General features: G+C 60.5%; 23 protein-coding genes. 21 read left to right on the top strand and 2 right to left on the bottom strand.

The features are described 5' to 3' along the window. Window position 1: 1 nt before the first annotated feature. From B5E67_RS01485 to nrdR, 21 genes are all read left to right on the top strand, one after another. Window positions 2-934 carry an RluA family pseudouridine synthase gene (locus B5E67_RS01485; protein WP_087245812.1) on the top strand — a complete coding sequence of 311 codons (933 nt, stop codon included), beginning with the start codon at window positions 2-4 and terminating at the stop codon, window positions 932-934. Further along, window positions 931-1,764, top strand: a complete 834-nt coding sequence (locus tag B5E67_RS01480; protein ID WP_087382066.1) for a haloacid dehalogenase — start codon at window positions 931-933, stop codon at window positions 1,762-1,764. The genes B5E67_RS01485 and B5E67_RS01480 overlap by 4 nt, the downstream gene beginning before the upstream one ends. Before the next feature lie 66 nt (window positions 1,765-1,830). Next, on the top strand, window positions 1,831-2,184 hold the full coding sequence (locus tag B5E67_RS01475; RefSeq protein WP_087364382.1) for a helix-hairpin-helix domain-containing protein: 354 nt from the start codon (window positions 1,831-1,833) through the stop codon (window positions 2,182-2,184). Between the two features lie 28 nt (window positions 2,185-2,212). Continuing rightward, on the top strand, window positions 2,213-4,630 hold the full coding sequence (gene ppk1, locus B5E67_RS01470; protein WP_087382062.1) for a polyphosphate kinase 1: 2,418 nt from the start codon (window positions 2,213-2,215) through the stop codon (window positions 4,628-4,630). A gap of 163 nt (window positions 4,631-4,793) precedes the next feature. Further along, on the top strand, window positions 4,794-5,306 hold the full coding sequence (locus tag B5E67_RS01465) for a M23 family metallopeptidase (RefSeq protein WP_242956704.1): 513 nt from the start codon (window positions 4,794-4,796) through the stop codon (window positions 5,304-5,306). Next, on the top strand, window positions 5,303-5,764 hold the full coding sequence (locus tag B5E67_RS01460) for a M50 family metallopeptidase (protein WP_087382056.1): 462 nt from the start codon (window positions 5,303-5,305) through the stop codon (window positions 5,762-5,764). Before B5E67_RS01465 ends, B5E67_RS01460 begins: the two co-directional genes overlap by 4 nt. A gap of 87 nt (window positions 5,765-5,851) precedes the next feature. Beyond that, the gene (locus tag B5E67_RS01455) at window positions 5,852-7,708 is read left to right on the top strand and encodes a TIGR03960 family B12-binding radical SAM protein (RefSeq protein WP_087382053.1); all 1,857 of its coding nucleotides are present in this window, start codon (window positions 5,852-5,854) and stop codon (window positions 7,706-7,708) included. Next, window positions 7,683-8,351: a TIGR03936 family radical SAM-associated protein gene (locus tag B5E67_RS01450; protein WP_087245798.1), complete on the top strand. Its 669-nt coding sequence runs from the start codon at window positions 7,683-7,685 to the stop codon at window positions 8,349-8,351. Before B5E67_RS01455 ends, B5E67_RS01450 begins: the two co-directional genes overlap by 26 nt. 206 nt (window positions 8,352-8,557) lie before the next feature. Further along, complete coding sequence (gene rplS / locus B5E67_RS01445) at window positions 8,558-8,899, top strand: 50S ribosomal protein L19 (protein WP_087245796.1); 342 nt, start codon at window positions 8,558-8,560, stop codon at window positions 8,897-8,899. A gap of 151 nt (window positions 8,900-9,050) precedes the next feature. Further along, window positions 9,051-9,608 (top strand): signal peptidase I, encoded by a 558-nt coding sequence (gene lepB / locus B5E67_RS01440; RefSeq protein ID WP_087245794.1) that lies wholly within the window; start codon window positions 9,051-9,053, stop codon window positions 9,606-9,608. Then, window positions 9,605-10,516 carry a ribosome biogenesis GTPase YlqF gene (gene ylqF / locus B5E67_RS01435; RefSeq protein ID WP_087245792.1) on the top strand — a complete coding sequence of 304 codons (912 nt, stop codon included), beginning with the start codon at window positions 9,605-9,607 and terminating at the stop codon, window positions 10,514-10,516. Before lepB ends, ylqF begins: the two co-directional genes overlap by 4 nt. Continuing rightward, the gene (gene rnhB / locus B5E67_RS01430) at window positions 10,513-11,157 is read left to right on the top strand and encodes a ribonuclease HII (protein WP_087382049.1); all 645 of its coding nucleotides are present in this window, start codon (window positions 10,513-10,515) and stop codon (window positions 11,155-11,157) included. The genes ylqF and rnhB overlap by 4 nt, the downstream gene beginning before the upstream one ends. Further along, the gene (locus tag B5E67_RS01425; RefSeq protein WP_087245788.1) at window positions 11,157-11,561 is read left to right on the top strand and encodes a YraN family protein; all 405 of its coding nucleotides are present in this window, start codon (window positions 11,157-11,159) and stop codon (window positions 11,559-11,561) included. Before rnhB ends, B5E67_RS01425 begins: the two co-directional genes overlap by 1 nt. A gap of 2 nt (window positions 11,562-11,563) precedes the next feature. Further along, window positions 11,564-13,024, top strand: coding sequence for a threonine synthase (gene thrC / locus B5E67_RS01420; RefSeq protein WP_204246507.1), 1,461 nt, complete (start codon window positions 11,564-11,566; stop codon window positions 13,022-13,024). A gap of 20 nt (window positions 13,025-13,044) precedes the next feature. Continuing rightward, window positions 13,045-13,728 carry a metallophosphoesterase gene (locus B5E67_RS01415; RefSeq protein WP_087364399.1) on the top strand — a complete coding sequence of 228 codons (684 nt, stop codon included), beginning with the start codon at window positions 13,045-13,047 and terminating at the stop codon, window positions 13,726-13,728. A 203-nt stretch (window positions 13,729-13,931) separates the two neighbouring features. Then, window positions 13,932-15,230 (top strand): trigger factor, encoded by a 1,299-nt coding sequence (gene tig / locus B5E67_RS01410; protein WP_087245782.1) that lies wholly within the window; start codon window positions 13,932-13,934, stop codon window positions 15,228-15,230. Window positions 15,231-15,387: 157 nt separating this feature from the next. After that, window positions 15,388-15,987: an ATP-dependent Clp protease proteolytic subunit gene (locus B5E67_RS01405; protein ID WP_087364401.1), complete on the top strand. Its 600-nt coding sequence runs from the start codon at window positions 15,388-15,390 to the stop codon at window positions 15,985-15,987. Window positions 15,988-16,032: 45 nt separating this feature from the next. After that, window positions 16,033-17,364: an ATP-dependent Clp protease ATP-binding subunit ClpX gene (clpX, locus tag B5E67_RS01400; protein ID WP_087245778.1), complete on the top strand. Its 1,332-nt coding sequence runs from the start codon at window positions 16,033-16,035 to the stop codon at window positions 17,362-17,364. 217 nt (window positions 17,365-17,581) lie between these two features. Beyond that, on the top strand, window positions 17,582-18,862 hold the full coding sequence (locus B5E67_RS01395; protein WP_087382043.1) for an aminotransferase: 1,281 nt from the start codon (window positions 17,582-17,584) through the stop codon (window positions 18,860-18,862). A 156-nt stretch (window positions 18,863-19,018) separates the two neighbouring features. After that, the gene (gene secF, locus B5E67_RS01390) at window positions 19,019-21,337 is read left to right on the top strand and encodes a protein translocase subunit SecF (protein WP_087382040.1); all 2,319 of its coding nucleotides are present in this window, start codon (window positions 19,019-19,021) and stop codon (window positions 21,335-21,337) included. A gap of 56 nt (window positions 21,338-21,393) precedes the next feature. Beyond that, window positions 21,394-21,855 (top strand): transcriptional regulator NrdR, encoded by a 462-nt coding sequence (gene nrdR / locus B5E67_RS01385; RefSeq protein ID WP_087245772.1) that lies wholly within the window; start codon window positions 21,394-21,396, stop codon window positions 21,853-21,855. A gap of 92 nt (window positions 21,856-21,947) precedes the next feature. On the opposite strand, the gene B5E67_RS01380 is transcribed toward nrdR, so the two are convergent. Both B5E67_RS01380 and B5E67_RS01375 read right to left on the bottom strand, forming a co-directional pair. Beyond that, entirely contained in the window at window positions 21,948-22,316 is a 369-nt protein-coding gene (locus tag B5E67_RS01380; RefSeq protein WP_158098833.1) for a DUF4363 family protein, read from the bottom strand. A gap of 16 nt (window positions 22,317-22,332) precedes the next feature. Beyond that, window positions 22,333-23,028, bottom strand: coding sequence for a YetF domain-containing protein (locus tag B5E67_RS01375; protein WP_087382032.1), 696 nt, complete (start codon window positions 23,026-23,028; stop codon window positions 22,333-22,335). Between the last annotated feature and the right edge of the window lie 90 nt (window positions 23,029-23,118).

The raw sequence follows: 23,118 nt of genomic DNA, 5'->3' as shown, positions 1-23,118 counted from the left end.
CATGGAACAGCGAGAGTTTTCGGTAGAGGCAGAGGACGCGGGCCAGCGGATTGACCGCTTTCTTGCAGGGGAAGACACCGGCCTGTCCCGCAGCGCCCTGCAAAACCTGATGGCGGACGGCCATGTCCTGGCCAACGGCCGCCCTGCGGCCAAAAACCTCAAGCTCAAGGCAGGGGATACCATTCTGGTGGAGATCCCGGACGCGACGCCCATTGCCGCCGTGCCCCAGGATATCCCCCTGAACGTGGTCTATGAGGATGCCCACCTGCTGGTGGTAAACAAACCCAAGGGGATGGTGGTGCATCCCGCGCCCGGCAACCCGGACGGAACCCTGGTCAACGCCCTGTTGTGGCATTGCCGGGGCAGCCTGTCGGGGATTGGCGGCGAGATTCGCCCCGGCATCGTTCACCGCATCGACAAGGACACCAGCGGCCTGCTGGTGGTAGCCAAGGATGACCCCACCCACATCGGCCTGTCCCGCCAGATGGCGGAACACAGCGTGGAGCGGGCCTATCAGACGGTGGTCTATGGAGGCTTTGCCCAGGACGAAGGCTTTGTGGAGAGCTATCTGGGCCGGTCCAAAACCGACCGCAAAAAGATGGCGGTCTGCCCCGACGGCGAGCCCCACGCCAAATATGCCTACACCGGCTGGCGGGTGCTGGAACGGCTGGGGGAGTTCACCCTGCTGGAATGCCGCCTGAAAACCGGGCGGACCCATCAGATCCGTGTGCATATGGCTTCGCTGCATCACCCGGTGGCAGGGGACCCGGTCTACGGCCCCCGGAACTGCATCACCAGCCTCCATGGGCAGTGCCTCCACGCCAAGACCCTGGGTTTTGTGCACCCGGCAACGGGGGAGTGGATGTCCTTTGACAGCGAACTGCCCGACTATTTCACCCATTTTCTGGCTTCCTTAAGGAGGGGACGGACATGAGACAGCCGCTGGAATCCACGCTGGTCCTCTGTGACCTGGACGCCCTGATGCTGGGGCCGGACGGCAACCTGACCCAGGTGCTGCGGGATGTCCTGCAGCTGTTCACGGCCCGGGGCGGCCGCCTGACCGTGTTCTCCCAAAAGACCCCCAAGGCGGTCCGCACCATTCTGGGCAGCGTGTCTCTGGCGGCGCCTACGATGCTGTGCGGCGGCACCCTGGTGTACAGCTTTGCCGCAGGCACCGGCCAGGCCATGAGCAGCTTCGAAATGCTGGGGGATGCGTTTCTCTCCCAGCTGCCCTCGGTGCCCGGCGTCGGCGTGGCCCTCCAAATGAAGGACGGCGTCACCCGGGTCTGCCGGATGAGTCATGCGCTGGAACGCCATCTCCGCCGGGAGTGGACCCCGTATCTGCTCACCACACCGGGCGGGGTGAACAGCGCCGATGTGCTGCGGATTCTGCTGTATCAGGACGCCAAGGTCATCCCGACCCTGCAGGCCTTTGAGAAGGCCGTGGAGGAGGCCGGCGTGCCGGTCCGCCAGGAACGGCTGGCCATCGACTGCCTGGCCCTGACCCCCGACGCCATGAGCGTGGGGGCAGCCTTCAGCGCAGTGTGCGCTTCCGCCCGGCTTTCCCCGGAAAATATCACCGTCCTGGCGGGCAGCGGGCCCATGGTGGACCTGATGCGTCTGGCGGGCCAGAGTGCAGCGGCCTTTGATGCGCCGGCGGAAGTCCGTCTGGCGGCAGGGCAGATCACCTATTGCCGCGCCGCTGAGGGTGCCGCCGCAGAATATCTCTACCAACTGGTGCGGAGCAGCGAGGGGCAGAGGTAAAATTCCTGTAAAAAGTTCTCCGTACTTCGTGCGGAGGGCTTTCTTTTTTGGAGAGGATACAGTACAATGAAAAGGAAACGTGTGACCAGACAGGAAATTGTCTTTCTGGCTGTATCGCTTGCGGCGTCAGCGCTCATTTTGGGGCTGGCCTTTCTGGATGCAGCACCTCTGCGCCCTGCGGAGGAGGATGGGAACACGTATGCGGCGGATACGCTGCTGGATGCCGCGCAGGTGGATCTGAACACCGCCGGCCTGGAAGCACTGTGTACTCTGCCTGGCATTGGGGAAAAGAAAGCGCAGGCCATCCTCGACGACCGCGCCGCCAACGGCCCATATGAGCGGGTCGAGGACGTAACACGGGTAAGCGGAATTACCCAAAACACCATCCGGAACTGGACGCGGATCGCCTATGTGAGCTGACAGGCCGGACAAAAGGGGAATGAGGACAATGAAGGAAGAAAGCATTTTTATCAACCGGGAATTGAGCTGGCTGGATTTTAACCAGCGGGTTCTAGTGCTGGGCAAGGACAAAAACGTTCCTTTGGCCGAACAGCTCAAGTTCCTGGCCATTTACGGGTCCAACCTGGACGAATTTTTCATGGTTCGTGTGGGCTCGCTGCAGGAGCGGGCCAACCTCAAGGGCAAGAAGGAAAAGCCCGAGAACAAGACCAACATGACCCCCGAGGAGCAGCTGAACGCCATCATGCCCAAGACGGCGGAGCTGCAGATGGACTGCGACAAGTACTATCACAAGGCGCTGGAAGCCCTGGCCGAGCACGGCTACCGGAAGGTTAACTTTGATAAGATCACCAAGGAAGAGGAGCGGTTCTGGAAGAAATATTTCCAGAATGAGCTGTTCCCCATCCTGAGCCCCCAGATTGTGGACAACCGCCATCCCTTCCCGTTCCTGCGCAACAAGGAAATCTACCTGGGCGTGCTGCTGAAGGACAAGAAGGAAGGGGATGTGAGCCTGGGCATCATCCCCATTTCCAGCCAGATGGAACGCCTGTGCTTCCTGAAGCGGGACGGGGAGACCCTGTTCGCCCTCACCGAGGAAATGGTCTATCACTACGTCAGCATGGTGTTTGCCAAGGAGACTATCCTGGAAAAATGCCTGTTCCGTGTGACCCGCAACGCCGACATCGACGTCAAAGAGGGCATGATGGATCATGATATCGACTACCGCGAGATCATGACCGAGCTGCTCAAGCGCCGCCGCAAGCTGGCGGCGGTCCGCCTGCAGGTGACCCCGGCTCCGGCGCCCGAGATCGTCAAGATGCTCTGCACCCGTCTGGAGCTGAATCACCGCCGGGTCTTTGACCAGAAGAGCCCGCTGGACCTGAGCTTTTTCTATAAGCTGGATGCCCGGATGGAGAACGACGGCCACGCTGAGTTGTTCTATTCGCCGGCCCGTCCCATGCTGCCGCCCCTCAACTACAGCCTGACCAATGAGGTGCAGAAGCGGGATGTGCTGCTCTATTATCCGTACCAGTCCATCCGTCCCTTCATCGCCATGCTGAAGAAGGCCGCCCGGGACCCCGAGGTCATTTCCATCAAGATGACCCTTTACCGTATGGCGCGGGAGTCCCAGATTGTGCAGGCTCTGATGGACGCCGCCGAGAACGGCAAGGAAGTGGTGGCCCTGGTGGAACTGCGGGCCCGCTTTGACGAGCAGAACAACATCGACTGGTCCAAGCAGCTGGAAGAGGCCGGATGCACGGTGGTGTACGGCTTCGAGGACTATAAGGTCCACTCCAAACTGACTCTGATTACCCGGAAGAACGCCGACGGCTACTCCTACATCACCCAGATCGGCACCGGCAACTACAACGAAAAGACCAGTGAGCTGTACACCGACCTCTCCTTCATCACCTCCGACCCCGATATCGGCGAGGAGGCGGCAGGTGTCTTCCAGAACCTGGCAGTTCAGAAGCTGACCGAGGAGACCGATCAGATGCTGGTGGCTCCGCTGCGGTTCAAGAGCGTCCTGCTGGATGAGATGGACCGGGTCATCGAGGCGGCACGTCTGGGCCGCCCCGCGTCCATGATCCTGAAAAACAACTCCATCAGCGACCGGGATATCATCCTCAAGCTGGAGGAGGCCAGCTGTGCCGGCGTCCGCATCGATATGATTGTCCGCGGCATCTGCTGCGTCCGCGCCGGTGTGCCGGGCAAGACCGAGAATCTGCATATCCGCAGCATTGTGGGCCGCTATCTGGAACACGCCCGGATTTACAGCTTCTTTGATGGCCGGGAGACCCGGGTGTATATCGCTTCGGGCGACTTCCTGACCCGGAATACCGAGTGCCGCGTGGAAGTGGGCGTCCGGATCAAGGACCCGGTGCTGGTCAAGAAGCTGTCCGACATCCTGGAGATGCAGCTGGCCGACAACGTGAACGCCCGGGAGATGCAGCCCGATGGCAGCTATCAGAAGGTCAAGCATGCCCCCGGCGAGCCCCTGGTCAACAGCCAGATGGGGATGTACGAGCTGCTGCGGGATGACTGGACCGGCGGCCGCTATGTCCACTCGAATGTGCACACCCCGGCGGAGCCGGCCGCAGTGGCCGAACCGGTGGCAGCAGAGGTGCCCGTTCAGGAGCCTGCTCCCCAGCTTGTTGTTCCGGTGACCTCGGCAGAGCCCGCTGCGCCTGCCGCGCCTGCAGCGCCCGCTGCAACGGCTGCAGAGCCGGTCCGTCCCGCACCCGCCGTCCAGCCTGTGGCTGAGCCGGCTCCCTGCGTGATGGAAGCTCCCACCCCGGTGGAGCCGTCCAAGCCCGCTGAGACCATTGTGGTGGTGAAGGAGCAGCCCCAGGAGGGTCTGTTCTCCCGTCTGCGGAAAGCCCTCTTTGGCAATAAGAACCAGTAATTTTGGCATGCACCTGCCTGTCCCTGCATACAATAGCCCCAGATGAAAAGGGGGCGTTGGGGTGCAGGCAAGGCGGATGCAGCGAAAAAAGAATCGAACCAGATTTTCATGGACAGCCCGTCGAAGGGCTGCCGGGCGGAGAAAAGGCCGCCTGACAGCTCTTTTGTGCGGGCTGCTCCTGTGTTGTGCCGCGGCGGCCGCCCTGCGGGCCTGTGCCCGGGAGGAGGCCCCGGCGGGCTGCAGCCTGAAAAGCCGGGTTCCGGACCAGGACTTTGTCTTTCCTCTGGGGACAAGCGGCTGGTATGTCTCGTCGGGGTATGGCTGGCGTGTGGACCCGTTTGATGAGGAACAGGAGGATTTCCACCAGGGGGTGGATCTGGCCTGTGCTGAGGGCACGCCGGTTCTGGCTGCCATGGACGGGGTGGTCTTTGCCGCCGGGCGGAGCGCCAGCTATGGCAATTACATCCGCCTGACCCATTCCGACGGCACCGAGACCCTCTATGCCCATCTCCAATACCTCTACGCCCGGCCCGGCCAGGTGGTCAGGGCAGAGGAGATTCTGGGCACAGCGGGGCAGACCGGGCGGGCCACTGGACCCCACCTGCATTTTGAATTGCTGTATCGGGCGGTCCGCTATGATCCGTCGGCCCTGCTGGGCCTGGAGGACGCCGTATGAGGCGGGGGGCGGTTTTTCCGCGGCGGGTGCAGGTGGGGCCGGTGGTTTTCCGGGATCCCTTCTTTACCTGCAGCCTGCTGTATCTGCTGCTCTACTTTGACAGCAGCCAGTTTCTGCGCATCGGCCTGCTGGCCGCCTGTCTGCACGAGTGCGGGCATATTTTGGTGTTCTGCCTGCTGTTCCGACGCCTGCCGGTCATCGAGGTGACCATGACGGGGTTCTGTATGCAGACCCGCGGCCTCGCCATGAAACCGTGGCAGAGGTTCGGGCTGGCGGCCGCCGGGCCGGGGACCAATGCGCTGCTGGCGGCGGCGTGGTATCTGCGGCTGTGCCAGCAGTTCACGGTGTGGGATGCGGCCTTCTGGGCGGCCAATGTCCTGACGGGTCTGTTCAACCTGTTGCCGGTGCCGCCCCTGGACGGCGCGCAGATGGCCGCCGCTCTGGCCCATCGGAAATGAAAAAAATTGCAATCCGGCCCGAAATAGGGTACAATAAGAAAACCAAGGAAATAAAAACGGGATAAAACCCGATAGTGGAGGAACCCAATGTTTGACCCAAAGTTGAAAGAAGCGCTGAGCCATGTGCAGAAGCCGGGCCGTTATACCGGCGGCGAGCCGGGCAGCGTTTACAAGGAAAAGGACAAGGTGGACGTCCGCTTTGCCTTCTGCTTCCCCGATACCTACGAGGTGGGTATGTCCTTTTTGGGGGAGAAGATCCTGTATGAGCTCCTAAACGCCCACGAGAACTGGTGGTGTGAGCGGGCCTTCATGCCCTGGCTGGACATGAAAGCCGAGATGGAGCGTCTGGGTCTGCCCCTGTACACCATGGAGAGCAAAGACCCCCTCACTGAATTCGACGCGGTGGGCTTTACCCTCCAGTATGAGCTGTCCTACACCAACATTCTGGCCATGCTGGACCTGGCGGGGATTCCCCTCTATGCAGCCGACCGGGATGAGAAATGGCCTCTGATCGTGGCCGGCGGCCCCTGCACCTGCAACTCGGAGCCGGTGGCGGCCTTCTTCGATGTGATCCAGCTGGGTGAGGGCGAGCGTCAGCTGCCCGCCATCTGCGCCGCCATCGAGCAGGGCAAGAAGGAGGGCATCTCCAAAAAGGAGCTGCTGCTGCGGATTGCCAAAATCCCCGGCGTGTATATCCCTGCCTTCTATGATGTGACCTATTACGAGGACGGCCGGGTCAAGGCCATCACCCCCAATGAGCCGGGCATCCCGGCGGTGGTGACCAAGGCCATCATCCAGAACATGAACGACTTTGCCCCGCCCACCAACTTTGTGGTGCCCATGGTGGGAGCCATTCAGGACCGGGCCAGCATCGAAGTGCTGCGCGGCTGCGTCCGCGGCTGCCGGTTCTGCCAGGCGGGTTTCCTGTACCGGCCCATGCGCCAGCGGGACGCCGGCCTGCTGAACAAGGCAGCGCAGGACCTGTGCGCCAACACCGGCTATGAGGAGCTGAGCTTGTCCAGCCTGTCCACCTCGGACCACAGCCAGCTGGAGGAACTGCTGGACGACCTGAACAGCTGGGCTCCCCAGGAGCACGTGAGCTTGTCTTTGCCCTCGCTGCGGATGGACAACTTCTCCGAGAGCCTGATCGAAAAGACCACCCGGGTCCGCAAGAGCGGCCTGACCTTCGCGGCGGAAGCCGGCACCCAGCGCCTGCGGGATGTCATCAACAAAAATGTCACCTGGGACGAGATCGAAAAGACCTGCCGCATCGCCTTTGAGGCGGGGTACACCTCGGTCAAGCTGTATTTCATGATGGGCCTGCCCACCGAGACCATGGAGGACATCGAGGGCATCGCCAACACCGCCCAGAAGGTGGTGGACCTCTACTACAGCATGGACCACGCCAAGGGAAAGGGCGTGCAGGTGACGGTCAGCTGTGCCTGCTTTGTGCCCAAGCCCCATACGCCCTTCCAGTTTGTCCCCATGGACACCGCTGAGACCCTCCAGGCCAAGCAGAAGCATCTGCTGGAGAGCGTCCACAGCCGGAAGATCAAGGTCAACTACCACGACAGCAAGACCAGCTTCCTGGAGGGCGTTTTCGCCAAGGGCGACCGCCGCCTGGCTCCGGCGCTGGTGGAGGCCTACCGCCGCGGCTGCTACTTCGACGGCTGGGAGGAGTGCTTCCAGTACGACACCTGGATGAAGGTCTTTGAGGACCTGGGCATCGATCCCCATTTCTACTGCAACCGGGCCATCGGCCTGGACGAGGTGACCCCCTGGTCCCATATGGATTACGGCATCACCCACGAATACCTGGTGCGGGAGTACAAGCGGGCACTGGCTGCCCAGACCACCCCGCCCTGCAACCGCGCCTGCGGCGGATGCGGCGCAAACCGTCTGTTGGGAGGACCCTGCTTTGATTACAGTTCGGATCTGGTTTGAAAAACGAAATGAAGCCTCGTACATCTCTCTGCTGGATATGCAGCGGGTGATGCAGCGGGTGCTCAAGCGCAGCGGCCTGCCGGTCTGGCACACCCTGGGCTTCAATCCCCATATCTATATGACCTTTACCTGTCCGCTGTCTCTGGGGCAGGAGAGCCTGTGTGAGAGCGTGGACGTCAAGACCGAGGAGGAGGCCCCGGATTTCCGGGCCTGGCAGGACAAGCTGAACGCCATCATGCCGGCGGGCATCCATGTCTATCAGGTGGAACCGGTCCAGGACAAGGCCAGCGCCATCGCATTTGCCTGCTACACCATCAGCTACCCCGCTGCGGCCCAGTCCAAGCTGGAAGCCTACAATGCTCTGGAGGCAGCTCCGGTGGAGAAGAAGGGCAAAAAGAAGTCCAAGCAGGTGGATTTGAAGGCTTATGTCCCGTCCATTGCCTGCCGTGCGGCAGGGGAGCGGGTGGAGTTCGATGTCTGCCTGCCCGCCGCCCAGGAGCTGAACCTGAATCCGGCCCTGCTGACGGCCTTCCTGGAGAGTCAGTTTGGGCTGTCCTCGGCGGAGGCATCCATCCTGCGCACCGCCCTGCTTAAGGCCGACAAGACCCCCTTCTGTGCCGGTCAGACGGCCGGTGCCGTCTGAAAAAAGCCGGGCAGGGAAGGCAGAAAAATTTTCGCCCGTTTTTTGGTGAAAACGCTTGCTTTCCCGGCGGGTTTGTGCTATCATAGTTAGGCGTTAGTGTCCGCTGAGACCACAGCGGGGTTAATGACAAGCAATCATTAAACGGGCGGTCCTCTGACGGCAGATGTGCCGTGTATGAACGTCTAAAACAAATGGAGGATCATCAAATGGACGCACTGAAGATTATTTCCGAGGGCAGCATCAAGGCTGAGCGCCCCCAGTTCAACGTTGGCGACACCGTTCGTGTGGACGTCCGCATCAAGGAAGGCGAGCGTGAGCGTATTCAGGCTTTCGAGGGCACCGTCATTGCCAAGAAGCACGGCGGCGTCGCTGAGACCTTTACCGTTCGCCGCGTCGCTTACGGCGTGGGCATCGAGCGTGTCTTCCCCGTCAACAGCCCCTTCGTTGAGAAGGTGACCGTTGTCCGCAAGGGTAAGGTCCGCCGCGCAAAGCTGTACTACCTGCGCAACCGCACCGGCAAAGCTGCCAAGGTCAAGAGCGATATCTGATCATCCACAGTCTGCCTGTCAGGCTGGTCGAAGGGAAAAGGGACACTTGTTGTCCCTTTTTTCTTTATCCTTTCACAGCCTGCCTCTTTTACCGGGGCAGGCTGTGTGGTAAAATAACAGGGAAAACGTCAAGGAATGCGGGGTGCAATGGATGACAAACGCAAAGCGTGAACCGGAGGCGGCATCGATGCCGGGGCAGGGTGTGATTGAGTGGTATGAAGCGCTGATCTCTGCGCTGGTGGTCATGGTGCTGCTGTTCTCCTTCTTTTTCCGGATCATTCAGGTGGACGGCGCATCCATGAACCCGACCCTTTGGGACGGGGACAAGCTGGTGGTCTGGGGGGCAGGCTATACCCCCCAGCGGGGCGATGTGGTCATCGTGGATGACTATACCTCCTATGGCAAGCCCCTGGTCAAGCGGGTCATCGCCAAAGGCGGGGATACCATCTCCATTGACTATACCTCCGGCACCGTGACCGTCAACGGGGAAGTGCTGCAGGAGGACTATATCGCCGAGCCCACCTTCCTGGGCTATGACGTGGAGTTTCCCTATACCGTGCCCGAAGGGGAATTGTTCCTGATGGGCGACAACCGCAACGCCTCGCTGGACAGCCGTTCGTCCAGCATCGGGTGCATTGCGGAGGAGGATATCCTGGGCAAAGTGCTGTTCTGCTTTTTGCCCCTGGAGGATGCAGGAGTGGTCAAGTGAACAACGAAGAACTTCAATTTTCCAATCAATATAATATCCAGTGGTTCCCGGGCCATATGGCCCGGACCCTGCGGGTGATGGAGCAGGAGATCCAGCATGTGGACGCCAGCCTGATTCTGCTGGACGCCCGGATTCCTCTGTCCAGCCTCAACCCGGAGGTGGAGCGGATCACCGCCCGCAAACCCCGGCTCTACGCCCTGAACAAGGCCGACTTGGCCGACCCCGCCGTCACCGAGGAGTGGATCCGGTATTTCCGGGCCGCCGACGCCGGCTGTGTGGCCATCAACGCCAAGAGCAAGGGCGGCACCGCTGCGGTGCGCGCCGCCATTGAGAAAGAGCTGTCGGGCCTGCTGGCCCGGCGCCAGGCCCGGGGCATGAGCGGCGCCAAAACCCAGATCATGCTCTGCGGCATTCCCAACGTGGGCAAGTCCACCTTTATCAATACCTTTGCAGGGTCGGTGCGGGCCAAGGCCGCCGACCGCCCCGGCGTCACCAAGGGCAAACAGTGGGTCTCCACCGACAAGTTTGACCTGCTGGATATGCCCGGCGTTCTGTGGAAGAAATTTGATTCCAAGACCACGGCCTCCAATCTGGCTTTCATCGGTTCCATCAAGGACGATATCCTGGATGTGGAGGAGCTGGCCATGAACCTGCTGGACGAAGTTCGCCGGAACTATCCCGAACTGGTGGCCAGCCGGTACAAGCTGGACCAGGAAGCCCTGGCTCTGCCTCCCTATGAGCTGATGGAGGCCATCGGCCGCAAGCGGGGCCTGCTGGTCCGGGGCGGCGAGGTCAACACCGAGCGGTGCGCCATCATGCTGGTGGATGAGTTCCGGGCCTGCAAGTGGGGCCGGATCACCCTGGAGCGCCCGCCCTTCCGTGAGGACCAGGAGGAGATCGAGGAATGAAGCGAAAGACCGACGAGGAAATCTCCCGCCCGCTCTATGATTACGACGCCGCCGTCCGGGCAGCCAACGGCTGCTTTGCGGGGGTGGATGAGGCGGGCCGGGGTCCGCTGTGCGGCCCGGTCTGCGTGGCAGCCTGCATTCTGGACCCCACCAAACCGGTCTGGGGCATCAACGACTCCAAAAAGCTCACCGAAAAAAAGAGGGAAGCCCTCTTTGATGAAATCAAAGAAAAAGCCCTGGCCTACAGCATCGTGTTTGTGGGCCCGGACATCATCGACCGGGACAATATCCTGAAAGCCACCATGAACGGGATGCGGGAGGCAGTGGAAAAGCTGGAAATCACCCCCAACCTGGTCCTGGTGGATGGCAACCGCTGCCCCGATGGGCTGGCCATGACGGCCCAGCCTGTGGTCAAGGGAGACGCCACCAGCGCCAGCATCGGTGCGGCGTCCATTCTGGCCAAGGTCAGCCGGGACCGCTATATGATGGAACTGGACCGGCAGTACCCCCAGTATCAGCTGGCCAAACACAAGGGCTACCCCACCAAGCTTCACTATGAGCTGATCGCCCAGTATGGCATCCAGCCTTTTTACCGCCGCAGCTTTTTGAAAAAGCAGGGCTACTGGACGGAGGAGAAGTGATGGACCCCGCAGAGGTGGGCCGGCGTGGAGAGCGGGCGGCAGCGCTGTATTATATCCAGCGGGGCTGTACGCTGCTGGAACACAACTACCGCATCCGCGGCGGGGAAATTGATCTGATTCTCCGCACGCCGGAGGGACACATCGTCATTTGTGAGGTCAAAACCCGCACCAATCCCAACGCTGTGTGCCGGCCTTCCGCTTCGGTGACCAGGGCCAAACAACGGCGTTTAATCCGTGCGGCCCGCTATTATTTATCCGAGACCAATCAGCAGGAAGCTTTTGTCCACTTCGATGTGGCAGAAGTAACCCCTCTTGACAGTGGACGCTGGATGGTACATATTATTAAAAGGGCATTTGATGCAAGCGAGCGAAACTACGACTCAGGATGGAAAAGGAGCGATTGAAAATGCAGTTTTTCAGCACGAGAGACCAGAGCCGGCGTGTGACCTCCTCGGAGGCCATCGTGCAGGGCCTGTCGGATGAGGGCGGCCTGTTTGTACCCGAGTCCTTCCCCCAGGTGGATGCCAAGGCCATCTGCGATCTGGAATATCCGGCCATGGCAGCCGCAGTTCTCAAAGAATATCTGACCGACTATGATCCGGCCTTCCTGGCCGAGGCAGCCGCCAAAACCTACGGCGACGCCTTTGGGGGCAAGGCGGGTTATCTGGCCCCTGTGGAAGGGGATACCTGGGCGCTGGAGCTGTGGCATGGTCCCACCTGCGCCTTCAAGGATTACGCCCTGCAGCTGATGCCCAAGCTTCTGGTGGAGGCCAAGCGCAACCTGAACCACACCGAAAAGACCCTGATTCTGGTGGCCACCAGCGGCGATACCGGCAAGGCCGCCCTGGACGGTTACCACGATATCCCCGGTGTGGAGATCGCTGTGTTCTATCCCACCGGCGGCACCAGCGAAATCCAGCGCCTCCAGATGGCCACCCAGGAAGGCGCCAATGTGGCGGTGTACGCAGTGCGGGGCAACTTTGACGATGCCCAGACCGGCGTCAAGCGGGTCTTTGCCGACAAGGCCATCGCCGCCCAGCTGGCCCAGCGGAACATTCACCTTTCCAGCGCCAACTCCATCAACTGGGGCCGCCTGGTGCCGCAGATTGTCTACTATTTTGCGGCCTATGCCCAGCTAGTCAAGGCGGGGAAGATATCCTTTGGTCAGGAAGCGGATTTCTGCGTCCCCACCGGCAACTTCGGCGATATTCTGGCGGGCTATTACGCCAAGCGGATGGGTCTGCCTGTGGGCCGTCTGGTTTGCGCGTCCAATAAAAACAACGTCCTGACCGATTTCCTGCGCACCGGCACCTATACCGCCAAGCGGACCTTCTATAAGACTTCTTCCCCCAGCATGGACATTCTGGTGTCCTCCAACCTGGAGCGTCTGCTGTACCATGTCACCGGCAGCGACGCCGAGGTGGCCTCTCTGATGAGCCGCCTGAACCAGGAGGGGAGCTACACCGTCCGTCCTGAGACCCTGGCTGCCATCCAGGAGACCTTTGCCTGCGGCTATGCCGAGGAGGACCAGGTGGCCCAGGAAATCCGCACCCGCTGGGAGAAGGACGGCTATCTCTGCGACACCCACACCGCCGTGGCCTTCCATGTGGCCCGCGAACAGAAGCGGAAAGGGGTGCCGATGGTGGTTCTGTCCACCGCGTCGCCCTTCAAGTTTCCCCGCAGCGTGCTGGCCGCTCTGGGCCAGGCTGCGCCGGAGAACGATTTTGAGGCCATGCAGTCTCTGGAACAGTCCACCGGCCGCACCGCTCCTGCCAGCCTGGCCTGCCTGCGCCAGAAGGCGGAGCGTTTCGACGCCGTCATCGACCCGGCTGAGATCGCCGGGGTGGCGCTGAGCTATCAGGAATAAAACTAGAACAGGAGAAACGAATGGCACTTTTTGTGCTGGGCGACCCCCATCTCTCGCTGGGCGGCGCGAAACCCATGGATGTGTTCCCGGGCTGGGACGGCTATGTGGAGAAGCTCGAGGCCAACTGGCGCAAGCTGGTCAAGCCGGAGGATACGGTGGTGCTGGCGGGGGATATCAGCTGGGCAATGCGCCTGTCGGATACCCGCAAGGACTTCGCCTTTCTCCACAGCCTGCCGGGCCGGAAGCTCCTGATGAAGGGCAACCACGATTATTGGTGGTCCACCGCCAATAAGATGAACGCCTTTTTCAAGGCCGAGGGCTTCGACAGCCTCCAGCTGCTGCACAATAACTCCTACACTGTGGGGGATTATGCCCTGTGCGGCACCCGGGGCTGGCTGTTCGACGTGGGGGAGCCCCACGATGAAAAGGTGATGAACCGGGAGATCGGCCGCCTGCGGCTGAGCCTGGAGGCAGCCGAGCCGGGGAAGGAGAAGCTAGTGTTTCTCCACTACCCGCCGGTGTACACCGGAGCCGACGCGCCCGAGATTGTGGCCGTCCTCAAGGAATATGGAATCCAGCGGTGCTTTTACGCCCACCTGCATGGCAAAGCCCTTCGTTTTGCCGTGCAGGGCGAGGTGGACGGCATCCGCTATAAGCTGGTCAGCGCGGACGGGCTGCGCTTCTGCCCGTATAAAATCACATGAAATGCCCCGGAAAACCAATGGAAATTCCCAAAATGTGAAAAAACAACTGGCTTTTATGCGGCGAACGTGTTATAATAAGCGCTGACGCGATTGTCGTACCCAAAGGCGCGTGCGCCGTTTGAAAAGAAAATGGGCGCGCGGCGCAGATGCGGGGAGAGGGATCCTCTGCCCCAGCACCAAATTTTGAGCGGAGGAAAAGCAAAATGAATCTTATCAAGTGTGAAAAGCTCGAGAAGAGCATGGTCGAACTGCAGTTTTCCATCGATGCTGAGACCTATAAGAACGAGGTCCTGAAGGTCTTCCAGACCGAGGGCAAGAAGTACACCGTCCAGGGCTTCCGCAAGGGCAAGGCCCCCCGTCATCTGATCGAGCGGATGTACGGTCCCGACGTGTTCACCTACGACGCCATCAACAACCTGTTCCCGGTTGAGTTCGAGGCTGCTGTCAAGGCTGCCAACATCGAGGCTGTGGGCCGTCCCGAGGTGACCGTGGAGTCTGCCAGCGATGATCAGGGCGCAGTCCTGACCGTCAAGGTCGCTGTCAAGCCCGAGGTCAAGATCGGTGCATATTCCGGTTTGACCGTGGAGAAGACGGTCCATACTGTGCAGGAGTCGGTGGTTGACGCCGAGCTCAAGCGTGTGCAGGAGCGCAACGCCCGCGAGCTGACCCGCGACGGTGCCGCCCAGAACGGCGACATCGTGGACATCGACTTTGAGGGCTTCACCGACGGTGTTGCTTTCGAGGGCGGCAAGGCTGAGCACTACAGCCTGACCCTGGGCAGCGGCAGCTTCATCCCCGGCTTCGAGGATCAGGTTGTGGGCCACAGCGCAGGCGAGGAGTTCGACGTGAACGTCACCTTCCCTGAGGAGTATCAGGCTTCTGAGCTGGCTGGCAAGCCCGCTGTCTTCAAGATCAAGCTGCACGAGGTTAAGTACAAGGAGCTGCCCGCTCTGGATGACGAGCTGGCCAAGGACTGCTCCGAGTACGACACCCTGGAGGAGTTCAAGGAGTCCATCCGCAAGTCCAACCAGGAGCAGCTGAACAAGCAGGACGACCTGGCTGTTGAGAACGCTCTGGTGGATCAGGTCATCGCCGGCATGGAGGCTGAGATTCCCCAGGCCATGTACGATGTCCGCATGGACGAGCTGGTCAACGACTTTGCTTTCCGTGTGGAGCAGCAGGGCCTGAGCCTGGACACCTACCTGAAGTATATGGGCCAGACCATGGAGCAGTTCCGTGCTTCCTTCATGCCCCAGGCTGAGAAGCAGGTGAAGATCCGTCTGGCTCTGGAGGCTGTGGCTGCCGCTGAGAACATCGTTGCTTCCGAGGAGGACGTCAACGCTGAGATCAAGCGCATTGCCGACCAGTACAAGATGGAGGAGGACAAGGTCCGCGAGCTGGTCAACATGGACGAGCTGAAGAAGGACCTGGCTGTCAATAAGGCCATCGACTTCATCAAGAGCCACGCCAATATCGTGGAGAAGGCTGCCGACGCCGAGTAATCGCTGCCGGTGAGCTGAGTCCGGGCAGAAAAGCGCGAAACGCATCCTGCCTGTGCACATGTTGTTGAAATTGACCGATGCGGCGGTTTTTTGATGCCGCATCGGTCAATTTTGCAAAAATAGCGAATCCAATTTGATTTTCAGGAGGCGAACTGTTATGAGTTTTGTTCCTTACGTTGTAGAACAGACGGCCCACGGAGAGCGCTCTTACGACATCTTCTCCCGTCTGCTGAACGACCGCATCATCGTCCTCAGCGAGGACGTCAATGATACTTCTGCAAGCCTGGTTGTCGCCCAGCTGCTGTACCTCGAGGGGCAGGACCCGGACAAGGACATCAGCCTGTATATCAACAGCCCCGGCGGCTCCATCAGCGCAGGCATGGCCATCCATGACACCATGCGCTATATCAAGTGCGATGTCTCCACCATCTGCATGGGCATGGCTGCCTCCATGGGCGCATTCCTGCTGGCCAGCGGCACCAAGGGCAAGCGCTTTGCGCTGCCCAACTCGGAGATTCTGATTCATCAGCCTCTGATCGCCGGCGGGCAGGGGGGCGGCCTCTCGGGCCAGGCCACCGATATCAAGATCCATGCCGACCACATCGTCTACCTGCGCGACAAGATCAATGGCCTGCTCAGCGAGTACAGCGGCCAGCCCATCGAGCGTGTCCGGGAGGATACCGAGCGGGATAACTATATGACCGCCCTGCAGGCCAAGGAGTACGGCCTGGTTGACGAGGTTATCACCACACGCTGAACCAAGGGCTGAGCGCAGAAACGCACAATAAAGGAAAGTACAGCTATGGCAAATAACAATTCCGGCAGAGATAAGAATGAAAAAGACCTTGTTTGCAACTTCTGCGGCAAGCATCAGGACGAAGTCGAGCGGATGATCATTGGGCCCGGCGTCAATATCTGCAGCGAGTGCATCAACCTGTGCTACGATCTGCTGGGCGAAAAGCCTGACCGCTCCAGCGGCAACCGGCCCAGCCGGGGCGGCGCGCCCAGCGCCCGCGCCCGGATTCAGCCGGCGGCTCCCGCCCAGATCAACATCATGACTCCCGAGGAGATCAAGGAAGGTCTGGACCAGTACGTCATCGGCCAGGACGACGCCAAGCGGGTTCTGTCCGTTTCGGTGTACAACCACTATAAGCGCATCATGAGCGGCAAGGGCAACGACGTGGAGCTGCAGAAGTCCAACGTTCTGCTGCTGGGCCCCTCCGGCGTGGGCAAGACCCTGCTGGCCCAGACCCTGGCCCGGATGCTGGGCGTTCCCTTCGCCATTGCGGACGCCACCACCCTGACCGAGGCCGGCTACGTGGGCGAGGATGTGGAGAACATCCTGCTCAAGCTGATCCAGGCCGCCGATTTCGATGTGCAGCGGGCACAGATCGGCATCATCTACATTGATGAGATCGACAAGATCACCCGCAAGAGCGAGAACCCCTCCATCACCCGTGATGTGGGCGGCGAGGGCGTCCAGCAGGCTCTGCTGAAGATCCTGGAGGGCACCGTCAGCAACGTCCCGCCCCAGGGCGGCCGCAAGCATCCCCAGCAGGAGTTCATCCAGATCGACACCACCAATATCCTGTTCATCTGCGGCGGCGCCTTTGACGGGCTGGACAAATACATCCAGCGCCGTACCGACAACTCGGCTCTGGGCTTCGGCAGCATGCTGAAGGACAATTCCTCCGACGCACAGAAGGCTCTGCTGCGGAAGGTGGAGCCCCACGATCTGGTGAAGTTCGGCCTGATCCCCGAGCTGATCGGCCGTCTGCCGGTCATCACCGTTCTGGACGACCTGGACGAGGAGACCCTGGTCCGGGTTCTGAAGGAGCCCAAGAACAGCCTGGTCAAACAGTACAAGGCACTGCTTGGGATGGACAATGTGGAACTGACCTTCACCGACGATGCCCTGCGGGCCATCGCACGCAAGACCATCGAGCGCAAGAGCGGCGCCCGCGGCCTGCGCAGCGTGATGGAAAGCCTGCTGATGCCGGTGATGTACGCCGTGCCCAGCGACCCCACCATTGTCCGGGTCACCATCGACCAGGATACGGTGGAGGGCGGCGAACCTCACATGGAGTACGGCGCTGTCCGCAAGCGCTATAAGAATCAGATTTCGGCAAACTGAGTTTCCTGAAATCCAGGCCCGGCCAGGGGATGAAAGCCCTCTGGCCGGGCTTTTTTCGTGTAAAATTCTTGTTTCTCAAAGCAAAGTGTACTATAATAATAAGGTCTGGGATCGCGCCGGCAGGTCCGGCCGATGCAAAAGGCGTTTCCGCCGCGCTTCCTCCGGCAGGAAAAGCAGCGGTGATAGGGACAGAAAGTATAGTAAAGGAGTACTGAATATGGCAAATTATCTGGAGATGAGCACCGAAGAACTGCAGGCAGAGGAGAAGCAGCTGCGCAGCGCCTATCAGAACTTTAAGAACATGGGTCTGAAGCTGAACATGGCCCGCGGCAAGCCCGGCCCTCACCAGATGGATCTGGCGATGGACCTGTTCAAAACCACCGATTACACCTCGGAGGACGGCACCGACGCCCGCAACTACGGCAACCTGGAGGGCCTGTACGAGGCCCGCAGACTGTTCGGTGAAGTGATGGGCGTCAAGCCGGAGAACGTCTTTGTGGGCGGCAACTCCAGCCTGCAGCTGATGTACTTCCTGGTGAGTGTCGGCTACACCTTCGGCTTCCCCGAGTCTCCCTGCCCCTGGTCCCAGGTGGATCACCCCAAGTTCCTCTGCCCGGTGCCCGGCTATGACCGCCACTTTCGGATCACCGAGGAGTTTGGCATCGACATGATCAACATCCCCATGACCCCGGAAGGCCCCGACATGGACATGGTGGAGAAGCTGGTGGCCGAGGATCCCACCATCAAGGGCATCTGGTGTGTGCCGCAGTATTCCAACCCCGACGGCTACACCTACAGCGATGAGACGGTGCGCCGTTTTGCCGCCATGAAGACCGCCGCCCCCGACTTCAAGATCTTCTGGGATGAGGCTTACATCGTCCATCACCTGACCGATGAGATCATCGAGACCCCCGTTCTGCTGGAGGAGAGCAAGGCTTACGGCCACGAGGACCGCGTCTTTATGTTCACTTCCACCAGCAAGATCACGTTCCCCGGCGCTGGTGTTTCGGCTCTGGCCTGCAGCGACAACATGATGAAGTATGTCTGCAAGCGCTTCGAGGTCATGATCATCAGCTACGACAAGATGAACCAGCTGCGCCATGTGCGGTTCCTGAAGAACAAGGCAGGCGTGCTGGCCCATATGCTCAAGCATCGCCGCCGTCTGGTGCCCTGCTTTGACGCAGTCAAGACCACCTTTGCCCAGAAGCTGACCCCCTGCGGCGACATTGCCCACTGGACCAACCCCAAGGGCGGCTACTTCATCAGCCTGTATGTGATGCCCGGCTGCGCCAAGCGTGTGGCTCAGCTGTGCAAGGAGGCAGGTCTGGTGCTGACGGGCGCCGGCGCAGCTTTCCCCTACGGGAAGGACCCCGAGGATTCGCACCTGCGCATCGCCCCCACTTACCCCAGCCTGAGCGAGGTGGAGCAGGCCTCCGAGCTGCTGACCGTCTGCACCCGGCTGGCTACCGTTGAGCTCCTGCTCAAGAATAAGGTCTGAGCCTCTGGCTCGGGGCCGGTCTGAAAAGTCCCCCAGCGCTTTGCTTGCCATGGTTCGGCCTGTTTGACTTTTCAGATGCATCCTGAAAAATCTCCTCTGCCCGTCCGGGAAACCGGCGGGCGGGAGGTTATTTAATTGGGAGGTTTCCAAAATTTTATGAAGACAAAAGGCAGAGCATGGCATCTCGTGGTCACGGTGCTGCTGATCGTGGTGTTTGCATTCACCGCGTTCTTCGGCGTGTCGGTGAAGTACGGAGATGTGACGACCACCTACATCAAAGGCATGTCCGATATCCGCTTTGGTGTGGATATCAAGGGCGGCGTCAATGTGACGTTCCTTCCCTCCGACGGCTTTGATGCCACCGACGAGCAGCTGGATGCAGCCCAGTCGGTCATCGAGAACCGTCTGGTTGCCCTGAACATCACCGACTACGAGCTCTATGCAGATTACAACCAGGACAGCCTGATCCTGGAGTTCCCCTGGCAGTCCGATGAGACCGCATTTGATCCCGAGGCCGCCATCCAGGAGATCGGCACCACCGCTTACCTGACCTTCCGGGAGGGGAGCAGCGCCGACGGCGCCCTGATTCTGGACGGTTCCAGCGTGGAAAACGCCACCGCCCAGTATGGCCCGGTGACCAACGGCGGCGCTTCGGAGTACTATGTGGCTCTGGAGTTTGACGCCAACGGCGCAGCCGCCTTTGGCGACGCCACCACCCGCCTGTATCAGGAGGGCGGCAGCATCAGCATCTGGCTGGACGACCAGAACATCAGCGTGGCTTCCGTGAACTCGGCCATCACCGATGGCCGGGCCGTCATCACCGGGTCCAACTTCACCCGGGAGGACGTGGTCACCCTGGCCCGCCAGATCAATTCCGGCGCGCTGCCCTTTGCCCTGACGGTGGACAGCTACTCCACCATCAGCCCTACCCTGGGTGAGAACAGCCTGGAGGCCATGGTCTACGCCGGCATCATCGCCTTCATCCTGATCTTTGCCATCATGATCTTTATGTACCGCCTGCCCGGCGCGCTGGCCTGCGTGGCCCTGCTGGGCCAGGTGGCTGCGACCCTGGCGTTTGTCTCAGGCTACTTCCCGGTGTTCAACAGCTTCACCCTGACCCTGCCCGGTATCGCCGGTATCATCCTGGCCATCGGCATGGGCGTGGATGCCAACGTCATCACGGCGGAGCGCATCAAGGAGGAGCTGCGCAACGGCAAGTCCCTGCCCGGCGCCCTCAAGAGCGGCTTTGCCCGCGGCCTGACCCCGGTTATTGACGGCAACGTCACCATCGTGATTGTGGCCATCATCCTGATGGGCGCCTTTGGTCCCACCGACGGCTTCTTTGCCCGGCTGCTGAACTTCGTGTTCTTCGCCTTCGGCGCATCCACCGCCGGCACCATCTACGCCTTCGGTTATACGCTGCTCACCGGCGTTCTGCTGAACTTTGTGTTCGGCGTGTTCTGCACCCGCGTGATGATCGCCGGTGCGGCCTCCATCAAGGCTCTGCAGAACCCCTTGCTCTACGGCGCAGACAAGCAGCCCAAGGAGCGCAAGCAGATTGACTTTGTGGGCAAGCGCAAGGCATTCCTGACCTTCTCCGCCTGCCTGATGGCAGTGATCATCCTGTGTGCTGCGGTGCTGGGGGTCAAGATGGATACCGAGTTCACCGGCGGCGCCATGATTACCCTGAGCTATGAGGGCACCCCCGACCTGTCTGAGGTCAAGCAGATTGCCCAGACTGCTCTGGATACCAGTAGCCTGACCATTCAGACCGGCGAGAATGTGGCCACCGGTGAGGATACCCTCAAGATCTCGATGCCCGGCCGCGAGACCGTCACCACCGAACAGGTGGCCGGCCTGCTGGACAATCTGACCGAGAGCTTCCCCGACAACAATTTCGCCCAGCTCTCTCTGAGCAACGTTAGCCCCGCCATGGGCGCCCGCTTCCTGCAGAAGAGCCTGGTGGCTGTGGTCTTTGCCCTGGCCCTGATCCTGATCTATATCGCTTTCCGCTTCAAGAACATCGGCGGCCTGACCGGCGGCGCCATGGCCATCCTGGCCCTGCTGAACGACCTGATGGTGATCTTCGGCGTGTTTGTGGTGCTGCGTGTGGCGCTGGACGGCAACTTCATCGCCGCCCTGCTGACCATCCTGGGCTACTCGGTCAACGATACCGTCGTCATCTACGACCGTATCCGTGAGAACCGGAAGCTCCTGGGCAAGAAGGTCTCCTTCGGTGAGCTGGTGAATCAGTCTCTGAACCAGTCTCTCCGCCGCACCCTGATGACCACCATCACCACGGTGGTAGCCCTGTCGGTCATGTGCATTGTCTCGGTGCTCTATGGCCTGGACAGCATCTTCACCTTTGCATTCCCCCTGATGGTGGGTATGATCAGCGGCGTTTATACTTCGCTGTGCGTTTCCACCTCGGCCTGGGTTACCTGGATCGGCCGGAAGGACAGCCGCAAGAATTGATTTGCAGGCGGCTGGCCAGGCTGGCCGGACCACTTTGACAACATGGAGGACACGATATGAAATGCCCCTATTGCGGCGGCGAGGAGTCCAAGGTCATTGATTCCCGCCCCACCGAAGACGGCGAGCGGATTCGCCGCCGTCGCGAGTGCCTGGCCTGCCACAAGCGGTTCACCACCTACGAGGCTGTCGAGACGCTGCCCCTGATGGTCATCAAAAAGAACAACTCGCGGGAACTCTTTGACCGCCAGAAGGTTCTGAACGGGATGCTCCGCTCCTGTGCTCAGCGGCCGGTCAGCTATGAACAGCTGGAACAGGCCGTGAGCAACATCGAGCAGACCCTGCTCAACGGCTATGACCGGGAGGTCAGCAGCGTCCAGATCGGCGAACTGGCCATGCAGGAGCTGAAAAAAATCGACGAGGTGGCCTACGTCCGCTTCGCTTCGGTTTACCGCCGCTTTGCGGATGTGGAGAGCTTCTTTGCAGAGCTGGAAGAACTGATGAAGGACCGCAAGCCCTGAGTTTCTGGCCAACCACTCCATAAACCCTTAAACAGCCCGGATGCAATTTCGCATCCGGGCTGTTTTGCTGTCAGCGGGGGAGAAAAGCGGACTCAGAGCCAGCGCCGGGTGAGCCAGTCGATGCTCTCGGCCTGAAAAGCTGCCCGGCCCAGTTCGCCCAGCGCTTCTTCCCGGGAACCCTCGGCCAGATAGCTGGCAGCCACTCGCAGGCTGGATTCCAGCTCGATGAAATCCTCGGTGCGCAGAAAGAGGACGCTGCTCCGGCGCATGTCCTCGCAGAGGGCGGCCCCGTCCAGTACGGCCTGATGGGCGGCAGGCAGATCGTCCTGACCCAGGGCGGTGACGGCGGCCTCCACCTGAACGGTTACCTGGTCCGCAAAGGCCCGCACTTTGAAGGTGCTGTAGCCCATCAAAATGAAAATTCCCAGCGTGATCCCAAGACACAGCCAGATCCGTTTCATGGTATCAGCTCCTTTGTCACTGGGCGCCCTTGGCAGGGGCGCCTTTTTCTTTTCGCAGCAGAAAATAGTCCTCGGTGTCATTGCCCAGCAAAAGCAGAATTTCGCTGACCATCAGGGTGTTGGCTGTGGCGGTGCGCTCCAGCCAGTCCATGTCCTTGCCGCAAAACTGTAAATTGTCGGCCAACACCTGCCCGTCCACCACAAAGGGGATGGTGGCCTGTGCCCGCTGGACGGCAATGCCCAGGTCCGAGAGGGTGGCCGGTTCCCTGGACGGCTTGAGGGCCACCGATAAGGTGCCGTTGGTCTCCACAATGGCGTAAGAGACATCCCGCGGGTCGTAAATGTCCTTGGAGCGCAGAGCTTCCAGCAGATCGGCGGCGGATAGACGAAGCATCCGCAGAGCCTGCTGGTCAATCCGGCCGTTCTGAATGACGGTTTTGGGCCGGCCGGCCACCAGATTGGAAAAGCCCTGACTGTAGAAGCTGAGCACCGAGCTCAGCAGCTCCAGCAGCGCAATGAGAAACAGAGGGACCAGACTGGCGGTGATGGGCACCTCCTCTGACTCGATGGAAATGGAGGCAAGGTTGGAGATCAACATGGTGGAGACAAGCTCCTCGGGCTGCAATTCGCCCAGTTGGCGCTTGCCCATCAAACGCATGGCAAACAGAACGCACAGATAAATCAACAAGGTGCGGAAGATCAGCAGCTTCAAAGGGAACAGTCCTCCTTTTGGGTGGGAATGGGGGAGTATGAATCCAGGGCCTTTCGGGCATACTGGGTTTGCAATCAGAAAAGGACGGTG

Source organism: Faecalibacterium sp. An122, assembly GCF_002160895.1.
Taxonomy (GTDB): Bacteria; Bacillota; Clostridia; order Oscillospirales; family Ruminococcaceae; genus Faecalibacterium.
This window is presented reverse-complemented; position numbering and strand designations above follow the sequence as displayed.